Origin of the sequence: Rhodoferax sp., from assembly GCF_039922535.1 — a bacterium.
Classification (GTDB): domain Bacteria; phylum Pseudomonadota; class Gammaproteobacteria; order Burkholderiales; family Burkholderiaceae_C; genus Rhodoferax_B.
In genome coordinates this window covers 1-8,757 of record NZ_JBDTEM010000055.1, presented here as the reverse complement: position 1 = coordinate 8,757, position 8,757 = coordinate 1, and the positions used below count along the sequence as shown (strand labels likewise).

5 protein-coding genes are annotated in these 8,757 nt (G+C 65.3%); 3 read left to right on the top strand and 2 right to left on the bottom strand.

Features of this window, described 5'->3' with window-relative positions:
* From alaS to ABI213_RS02265, 3 genes are all read left to right on the top strand, one after another.
* Positions 1–2,190 (top strand): alanine--tRNA ligase (alaS, locus tag ABI213_RS02275; RefSeq protein ID WP_348025944.1); only part of this gene is annotated, 2,190 nt, incomplete at its 5' end.
* A gap of 82 nt (positions 2,191–2,272) precedes the next feature.
* On the top strand, positions 2,273–3,379 hold the full coding sequence (locus ABI213_RS02270) for an ABC transporter substrate-binding protein (RefSeq protein WP_348025942.1): 1,107 nt from the start codon (positions 2,273–2,275) through the stop codon (positions 3,377–3,379).
* Between the two features lie 9 nt (positions 3,380–3,388).
* Positions 3,389–4,624, top strand: coding sequence for a diguanylate cyclase (locus ABI213_RS02265; protein ID WP_348006472.1), 1,236 nt, complete (start codon positions 3,389–3,391; stop codon positions 4,622–4,624).
* 217 nt (positions 4,625–4,841) lie between these two features.
* On the opposite strand, the gene ABI213_RS02260 is transcribed toward ABI213_RS02265, so the two are convergent.
* Both ABI213_RS02260 and ABI213_RS02255 read right to left on the bottom strand, forming a co-directional pair.
* Entirely contained in the window at positions 4,842–6,359 is a 1,518-nt protein-coding gene (locus tag ABI213_RS02260; protein WP_348006471.1) for a methyl-accepting chemotaxis protein, read from the bottom strand.
* A 187-nt stretch (positions 6,360–6,546) separates the two neighbouring features.
* The coding region (locus tag ABI213_RS02255) for an AAA family ATPase (RefSeq protein ID WP_348025940.1) at positions 6,547–8,757 on the bottom strand (2,211 nt) is incomplete at its 5' end.

The window sequence follows — 8,757 nt, the reverse complement described above, 5'->3', positions numbered from 1 at the left end:
AAAGAAATTGGCTTGCCGCCCGAGCGCGTGATACGCATTGGTGACAACAAGGGCGGGCGCTACAAGTCTGACAACTTCTGGATGATGGCCGACACCGGCCCTTGCGGCCCGTGCAGCGAGATCTTCTACGACCACGGCGACCACATCCCCGGTGGCCCACCCGGCAGCCCGGACGAAGACGGCGACCGCTTCATCGAGATCTGGAACAACGTGTTCATGCAGTTCAACATGGCCGAAGACGGCTCGGTCACGCCGCTGCCTGCCCCCTGCGTGGACACCGGCATGGGCCTGGAGCGCCTGGCCGCCATCTTGCAGCATGTGCACAGCAACTACGAAATCGACATCTTCGACGCGTTGATCAAGGCCGCATCGCGCGAAACCGGTGAACAAGACCTGGGCCACAAGAGCCTGCGCGTCATCGCCGACCACATCCGCGCTACGTCTTTCCTGGTCAGCGACGGCGTAATCCCCGGCAACGAAGGCCGCGGCTACGTGCAGCGCCGCATCATCCGCCGGGCCGTCCGCCACGGCTACCTGCTGGGCCAGACCAAGCCCTTCTTCCACAAGCTGGTGCCCGACCTGGTGGCGCTGATGGGCGCGGCCTATCCGGCCATGGCGGCACAGCAAGAGCGCATTACCGAAGTGCTGAAGGCGGAAGAAGAGCGCTTCTTTGAAACCCTGGCCATGGGCATGGAAATCTTGAACGCAGCCCTAGAGGGCGGCGTGCAAGTGCTGCCCGGCGACGTGGCCTTCAAGCTGCACGACACCTACGGCTTCCCGCTGGATCTGTCGGCCGACGTGTGCCGCGAGCGTGGCTTGTCGGTGGACGAAGCTGGCTTCACCGCCGCCATGGAAGCGCAAAAAGCCAAGGGCCGCGCGGCTGGCAAGTTCAAGATGGACCGGGCACTGGAATACACCGGCGCGGAGAATGAATTCGTCGGTTACACCGCTTTGGAGTCTGCTGCGAAAGTTGTAGCTATCTACATAGATGGCACCAGCGCCAGCAGCCTAAAAGAAGGCCAAACCGGCACCGTGGTGCTGGACACCACACCGTTCTACGCCGAGTCCGGTGGCCAGGTGGGCGACGAGGGCGTGTTGGTGTCCAGCAGCGCCCGCTTCGAGGTGGGCGACACGCAAAAAATCAAGACCGATGTGTTCGGCCACCAGGGCACGCTGGCCCAAGGCACGCTGAGCGTGGGCGACAGCGTGACGGCCCAGGTCAACACCACCCTGCGCGCCGCCACCCAGCGCAACCACTCGGTCACTCATTTGATGCACGCCGCCTTGCGCGCCGTGCTGGGCACGCATGTGCAGCAAAAGGGCAGCCTGGTGAACGCCGAACGCACCCGCTTTGACTTCACCCACAACGCCCCGGTGACCGACGCGCAAATCCTGCAGATCGAAGCCCTGGTGAATGCCGAAATCCTGGCCAACGCGCTGACCAAGGCCGAGCTGATGGACATCGAATCGGCCCAAAAAACCGGCGCCATGATGCTGTTTGGAGAGAAGTACGGCGAAATTGTGCGCGTGCTCAGCATCGGCACCACGCAAGAACTCTGCGGCGGCACCCATGTGCAGCGTACGGGCGATATCGGCCTGTTCAAGGTGGTGGGCGAGGGCGGTGTGGCCGCAGGCATCCGCCGTATCGAAGCCATCACTGGCGAAGGCGCTTTGGCCTATCTGCAGGATTTGGAACGCACCGTAACCCAGGCCGCTGGCAGCTTCAAGGTGCAGCCTGCCGAGCTGCAAGCCCGCGTCACCCTGGCGCTGGAGAACATCAAGGCGTTGGAAAAAGAAGTCGCCCAGCTCAAGGGCAAGCTGGCCTCCAGCCAGGGCGACGAGCTGGTGAATAGCGCCATCGACATCAATGGCATCAAGCTGCTGGCTGCCAAGCTCGAAGGCGCCGACACCAAGACCCTGCGCGACACCATGGACAAGCTCAAAGACAAGCTGAAAACCGCGGTCATCGTGCTGGCCGCAGTGGACGGCGACAAGGTGCAGATCGCCGTGGGCGTGACCAAGGACAGCGTCGGCAAGGTGCAAGCCGGTGCGCTGGCCAACTTTGTGGCCAGCCAGCTCGGCGGCAAAGGCGGCGGCAAGCCCGACATGGCCATGGCCGGTGGTACCGAGCCTGCCAAACTGCCCGCGGCACTGGCCTCGGTACAGGCCTGGGTGACAGAGCGCGTTTGATCCACCGTGCCGCCCACGGGCGGCGCGGTAGTCCGCTGGTGGCCATCACGGGCCTTTTGCCTCCTGTACTCTGAGGAAGCTGATGTTGTTGCATAACACCTTGATTCGATGCCTGCTGTGGGCCTGGGCTCTGTTGCTGGCCGGGCCCGCCAGCGCGGTGTCTGTGGCGTTCATCAACCCCGGCAAATCCGACGAAGCCTATTGGGTCGCGTCTGCGCAGGCGATGCAGGCCGCAGCCACCAGCCTGGGTATGCAGCTGGAAGTGCAGTACGCTGAGCGTGACCACCTGCGGGCGTTCGAATTGGCCCGGGCCATCGTCGCAAGGCCGGTAGCGCAGCGGCCTGATTACGTGGTTTTCTCCAACGACCACGCCACCGGCGCCGAGTTGCTGCGCCTGTTCGATGGCTCCGGCATCAAATGTTTTGTGGCTTTTAGCCGGCTCGCGCCGACCGAAGAGGCCCAGCTCGGCGGGCCACGCCAGCACTACAAGAACTGGATCGGCACCCTGGAGCCCCTGGCCGAAGAGGCCGGCTATCTGACGGGCAAGGCCTTGATCGAACAGGGGCGCAGGGCCCGGGCCCAGGCGCCGGACGGCAAGCTGCATTTGCTGGCGCTGGGCGGCGACCGCTCCACCCCCAGCTCGGTACGCCGTAACGACGGGCTGCAGCGGGCGCTGGCCGAGGCCAAAGACGTGGTGCTGGAGCAAACCGTCTACGCCGGCTGGACCCGCGAAAAAGCCGCCGAACAAAGCGCCTGGCTGTACGACCGTTATCCCGCCGCCCGCCTGGTCTGGGCCGGCAACGATCTGATGGCCTTTGGCGCAATGCAAACGCTGGAGCAGCGTGGCGGCCAGCCCGGCAAGAGCATGTGGTTCAGCGGCATCAATACCTCGGTAGAGGCGATGCAGGCCGTCAGTTCCGGCCGTCTGACGGCGCTGGCCGGCGGGCATTTCATGGCCGGTGCCTGGGCGCTGGTGATGCTGTACGACTACGACCGCGGCCATGACTTCATCGACGAAGGCCTGCAGCTGGAGCGCTCGATGTTTGTGCTGTTCACCCCGGCGATGGCCGAAAAGTTCGAGGCCCGCTTCGGCGAGCGCTACAACAGCATCGACTTTCGCCAATTCAGCAAGATGCTGAATCCCAAGCTCAAGCGCTACACATTTGGCCTGGCACCCTTGCTGCGCTGAGCTGCGACCATGCCGAATCTGCCATTTCGCTCGCTAGCCGGGCACCTGATCCGCAACACGCTGGGCCTGTCGCTGTGTTGCATGGTGGCGGTGTTTGTGGTGCAGGCGGCCATCATGCTGCAGCACCACCGGGCCGAGTTCGGGAACCTGGCCGACGAGGTGGCGAAAACCAGCGTGCCCTTGCTGTCCTTCAGCCTGTGGGACATCGAGCCACGCGCCGTGCAGAAGCAGGTGGAGCTGATTGCGCAGCGCCCGCAGATCGGCTACGTGCTGCTGCAGGCCGGCACCGGCCAGACTTTTGAGGCCGGCGATGCCCGTCTGCGCGGCCAGCCCGGCAGCTTGCGCGTGCCGATTCCGGCACCGCAGGGCCGCAGCGTGGTCGGCGAGTTGCAGTTGTGGGGCAACCCGCACTTTGTGGTGAACGAGATGCTGCGCACCGCCTGGACGGTGCTGGCCGGCTACGGCATTTTCACGCTGCTGATCTGCGGGCTGATCGCCACCATGCTGCGGCGTGAGCTGCAGATGCCGCTGCAGCGGCTGGCCGAATTCGCCCGCGAGCTGACACCCCAAACCCTGACCCAGCCGCTGGCACTGGACCGCCCGCGGCGTGCCAGCCTGGACGAGATCGACCAGGTAGCCGATGGCTTTTCCAAGCTGCAAAACGGCTTGCGCCAGCACATCGCGAATCTGGACCAGATGGTGGCCGAACGCACCCAGCAGCTAGAGGCACTGGTCGAGGCAAACCACCAGCTGTCGATCACCGACCCGCTGACCGGCTGCTTTAACCGCCGTACGCTGGAGCCGCGGCTGCAGGACGAAATCGAACGGGCGCACCGCTACCAGCGGCCGTTCTCGGTGATCTGCCTGGACCTGGACCACTTCAAGAAAATCAACGACCAGTACGGGCATCCGGCCGGTGATGCCGTGCTGCGCGCCACGGCCGAGCATTTGCGTAACGCCACGCGCTTCCGGCTCGACTGGACCGTACGCATGGGCGGCGAGGAGTTCTTGGTCGTGCTGCCCGAAACCGTGCTGGCCACAGCGCGGCAAAATGCCGAGCGCCTGCGCCAGCTGCTGCAGGCCGAGCCGGTATGGTTTGAGGGCCAGCGCATCGGCCTGACCGCCAGCTTTGGCGTGGCGCAATGGCAGCCTGAGCAGAGCGCCAGCGATCTGGTGCAGCAGGCCGACGCCTTGCTGTACCAGGCCAAGGCGGCCGGTCGCAACCGGGTGTTTCCGGAGGCTTGATTTCCCCTATTCAACAGCCCGGACGGCACCGTGCTGTGCGCCTGGCCGATGCCGCCGGATGCCCCGGCGAATGCCCATGGGCACAGCGGCACCCAACGAATCCTAAGACCTGGTCCATCGACAACTGCGCCAGGCGCTGGGTAATTATGCTATTAAATGGATAGCTGGTGACGCAGGTGCGGTCAGCGCCAGAGGCTGATTTTTTATAAATCCGGCCTTAGCTGAGCACCAGGTTTTTGTAGACCCCGCAGCCCACCGCCACATCGTCCACCAGCACCACGAACGACATCTTGGTTTGCACCCGGCCGGTGGTGGGGTTGGTGATGTCGTATTCCACCCAGCCGGGCTCGCGTTCGGCCTGGGCGTAGATGGCGTGCAGCAGGCCTGCGCCGTCGATGCCTGCGATGTCCTGTACGCGGGTGCCGACCTTGGCTGGGTTGCCGCCAAAGGCCAGGTAGCTGCCACTGCGGTCCAGCACAAACACGTACATGTCGCGGTCAAAAAAGCCCTGCGTAGGCTGGGTCAGGTCGCGCAGAAAGCTGTCGCGCGAGGCAGCCCGGCGGCGGTGCGCCAGAGCCCGGTCCACCAGGGTGATGGCTTCTTCGGCCGAGCCTTGTTGCAGCTTGAACAGGGCCACGGCTTCGACCAGGGTGGAGGCGCGGTGTTCCAGCGTTGAGGCCTGGGTCACGGCGTGTTCCACCATCTGGGCGTTTTGCTGGGTGATTTCGTCGAGCTGGCGTACGGCGGAGGTTATTTCGCTCAGGCCGGTGCTTTGCTCGGCGCTGGAGGTGGAGATTTGCGCCATGTTGGCCGCCACATCGCGGATGCCGCCGACGATGGCGGTGAGGCTGCTGCCCGCCGTGCGGATCTTTTGCACGCTGCTGCCCACCTGGGTGCTGGAGGCACCGATGAGCTGGCGGATTTCTTTCGAGGCCTCGGCCGAGCGCTGCGCCAGCGACCGCACCTCGCTGGCCACCACCGCAAAACCCCGCCCGGATTCACCCGCGCGGGCGGCTTCCACGGCAGCGTTCAGCGCCAGGATGTTGGTTTGGAAGGCCAGGCCGTCGATCACGCCGACGATTTCGTCCATGCGCTTGGCGCTGCCCTGGATGGCCTCTACCGAGGCGATGGCTTCGGCCATGGTGGTCGCGCCCTGGTCGGCCGCATCGCGCACACGGGCGGCCTGGGCGTTGGCCTGGCTGGCGGTTTGCGCCGTTTCTTGCACGGTGCTGGAGAGCTGTTCTACGCTGGCGGCGGTTTGCTCTAGGTTGGCGGCCTGCTGCTCGGTGCGGTCGGACAGGGAGCGATTGCCGCTGGCCAGGCTCTTGCCCGAATGCGCCACAAACGCCGCGTTGCTGCGCACATTGGCCACCATGGCGGATACGGTGGTGCCGATTTGCTGGGTGGCGGCGGCCAGCGCAGCCAGCTCGTCCGTGCCGCGCTGCACCAGACGCAGGCGCAAATCGCCCTTTACCAGTTGGTCCATGGCCTGGCGCACCTGGGCCAGGTCTTGGGTGAAGCTGGCGTAAAAGGCCAGCAACAGGTAGATCGACACCAGCACGCTGAGCCCGCTGAGCCAGGCCAAGCCTGCGCCGTTGCTACCCGACAGGGCGACCTGCAGTAGCACCACCAGTGGCGTAGCTAGCAGCACCGTAGCCAGCAGCACAATCTTGCCGCCCAGGCGCAAGCGCCGCATCAGCCACAGGCCGGGTGAAAACACGGTTTGGAAAATCATGCGCTGGTCTCGCTTGTCTGAATAGTTATGGGGTACCGATAGGCTTCTATCGGACCCGGCTTACAGCAAACTGTCAAGAAATGTATCTACTACGAAATGCGTAGCAGTCTGCGCAGGTGCTACCTGCGCAAGAGCCTTATTTTCTATAAATTCAGACTGCGTTTTATAAATTTAGACTGCGTGCTGTTTAGACTGCGTCGTGCAAACCGAAAGCAAGCTGCGCGATGTCGCCATGGCGCAGGCCACTGCCCAGGGTTTTCAGACGGTCAAACGCCGTGTTGTTGACGACCGCGCGGGCCAGGTGTTCGGCGCATTGGGCGCAGCGGGCTTCATTAACTTCGCGGGCCTTGCCGTGGGCGGCGTGCACGGTGTCGGCGTAACCCAGCAGGCGGACGGCGGTGTGCGGGCGGTTTTCCAGCGCAGCCAGCAGGGCCAGGTTATCGACGGCGTAGACCTGCGCATCAAAGTGCAGCACCTGCGGCCAGCAGGCTTCCATCAGCGCGCGGGCCTGCACGGTATCGCCCTTGGCCAGCCAGGCACCGGTCAGGTGCAGCTGCACCAGCAACAGGGTGGCCATGTGGCGGGTGTTGGCCAGCCGGGCCTGCAGGGCGAGGTAGCGGGCGATGGACGCGTCTACCCGGCCCGCGGCCAGCTCCATGTAGGCAACGATGTCTTCGCCGCGCAGCAGCGCCTCGGAATAGCCTGCCAGCGCGTCCAGTGAGGCTTTTTGCAGCAGTTGCTCTATAGCTTGGTCGAAGGCACCTTCGACGAAGTTGCAGGTCAGCGACGCAAACAGGCCGTAGCTGCGCACGATGGGCGGCCAGGCCGGGTCTTCGATGGCCCACATCTCGGCCAGCACCTCGCGCTGTTCCTGCCGCTGTTCTGGCCCGTAGGTGAGGGCGTAGACCAGGGCTGCCAGTGCGTGGTACAGGTTGCGTTTTTCACCGGGCTGGGCACGGTACAGGTTGGCGGCGCGGCGCGCCAGGCGGCAGGCCAGGGCGGGTTGACGGTAGGCCCAGAAGTAAGCCGCGCGGCTAGACCAGCGGGCCTGTAGACCGGCCGGCAGTTGGTCGGTGACCAGCAAGGCCGTGGCCTGCCAGACGTAGCGGCGTTCGCGGCGGCGGTCGCTGGTCAGGGCTTCGGCCAGGCCGGGGGCGATGGCCACCGCGGTTTGCGGGTCGAACTGGATGGCCCAGGCCAGGGCTTCGCGGCCATTGGACAGGTCGGGGGCCAGGGCGGTGTACCAGTCGTCGATGCGCTGCTGGCCGCTGAAAAAAGCGGTGTCGGCCTGCTCGAATAGCTGGCGCAGGGCCAGCGCGTGGCGTTGGCGCAGGACGGGCTCTTCATGGGCTGCGGTGAGTTGCTCCAGCGCGTAGCTGCGGGGCGTGTCCAGCAGGCGGTAGCGCGGTGTGTCACCGCCATCGGCAATGACCAGCGAGCGGTCGACCAGTGCGCCCAGCACGTCCACCACGGTCCAGGCATCCAGCACGTCGTCGGCCACCACCTGGCGGGCCATTTCGAGCGAAAAGCCGCCCACAAAAACGCCCAGGCGGCGGAACACGGTTTGCTCGGTGGCATCCAGCAGACCGTAGCTCCACTCCAGCGCGGCACGCAGGGTTTTTTGCCGGGCGGGCGCACCCCGGCCACCGCCGTTGAGCAGGCGCAGCCGTTGGTTGAGCGAGTTGGCCAGCGGCACCAAGCCCAGCAGCGGCACACGGGCCGCGGCCAGTTCGATGGCCAGCGGCAGTCCGTCCAGGCGGCGGCAAATCTCTACCACCGTACCCAGGTTGTGCGGGCCGAGTTCAAAGCGCCGATCGGCCGCCTGGGCGCGCTGGGCAAACAAGGCCACCGCACCATAGTGGCGGGCCACGTCCAGCGGTGCGCTGTGTTCGGGCAGGGCCAGTGCGTCCAGCCGGTAGACCCATTCGTTGGCCAGCTTGAGCGGGGCCTGGCTGGTCACCAGCACCTGCAACTGCGGCGCAGCCTGGTGCAGGGCTTGCAGGATGCGGGCGACTTCGTCGAGCAAATGCTCCGCGTTGTCGATGGCGATCAGCATCGACAAGGGGCGTACGGCCTCCATCAGACCCTTGAGCGGGTCGCCATGGCCGGATTGCAGGCCCAGCGCCCCGGCGACGGTGCTGGCAACAAATTCGGGGGCGGTTTGTGCTGCCAGATCAACCCAGGCCACCCCATGCTGGTGGGCACCGCGCCGGGCGTGTAGCAGCCACTGTGCCAGCAGCGATTTGCCAATGCCGCCCGCGCCCACGATGGTCAGCAGGCGGTGTTGGCCCAGCAGCGAGTCGAGGTTGGACACGTCCAGCGTGCGACCGATCAGCGGCGTGAGCACCAGCGGCAGGTGGGTTTGATTGGGGTGGGATTCCTGCGGAACAGCGGGGGG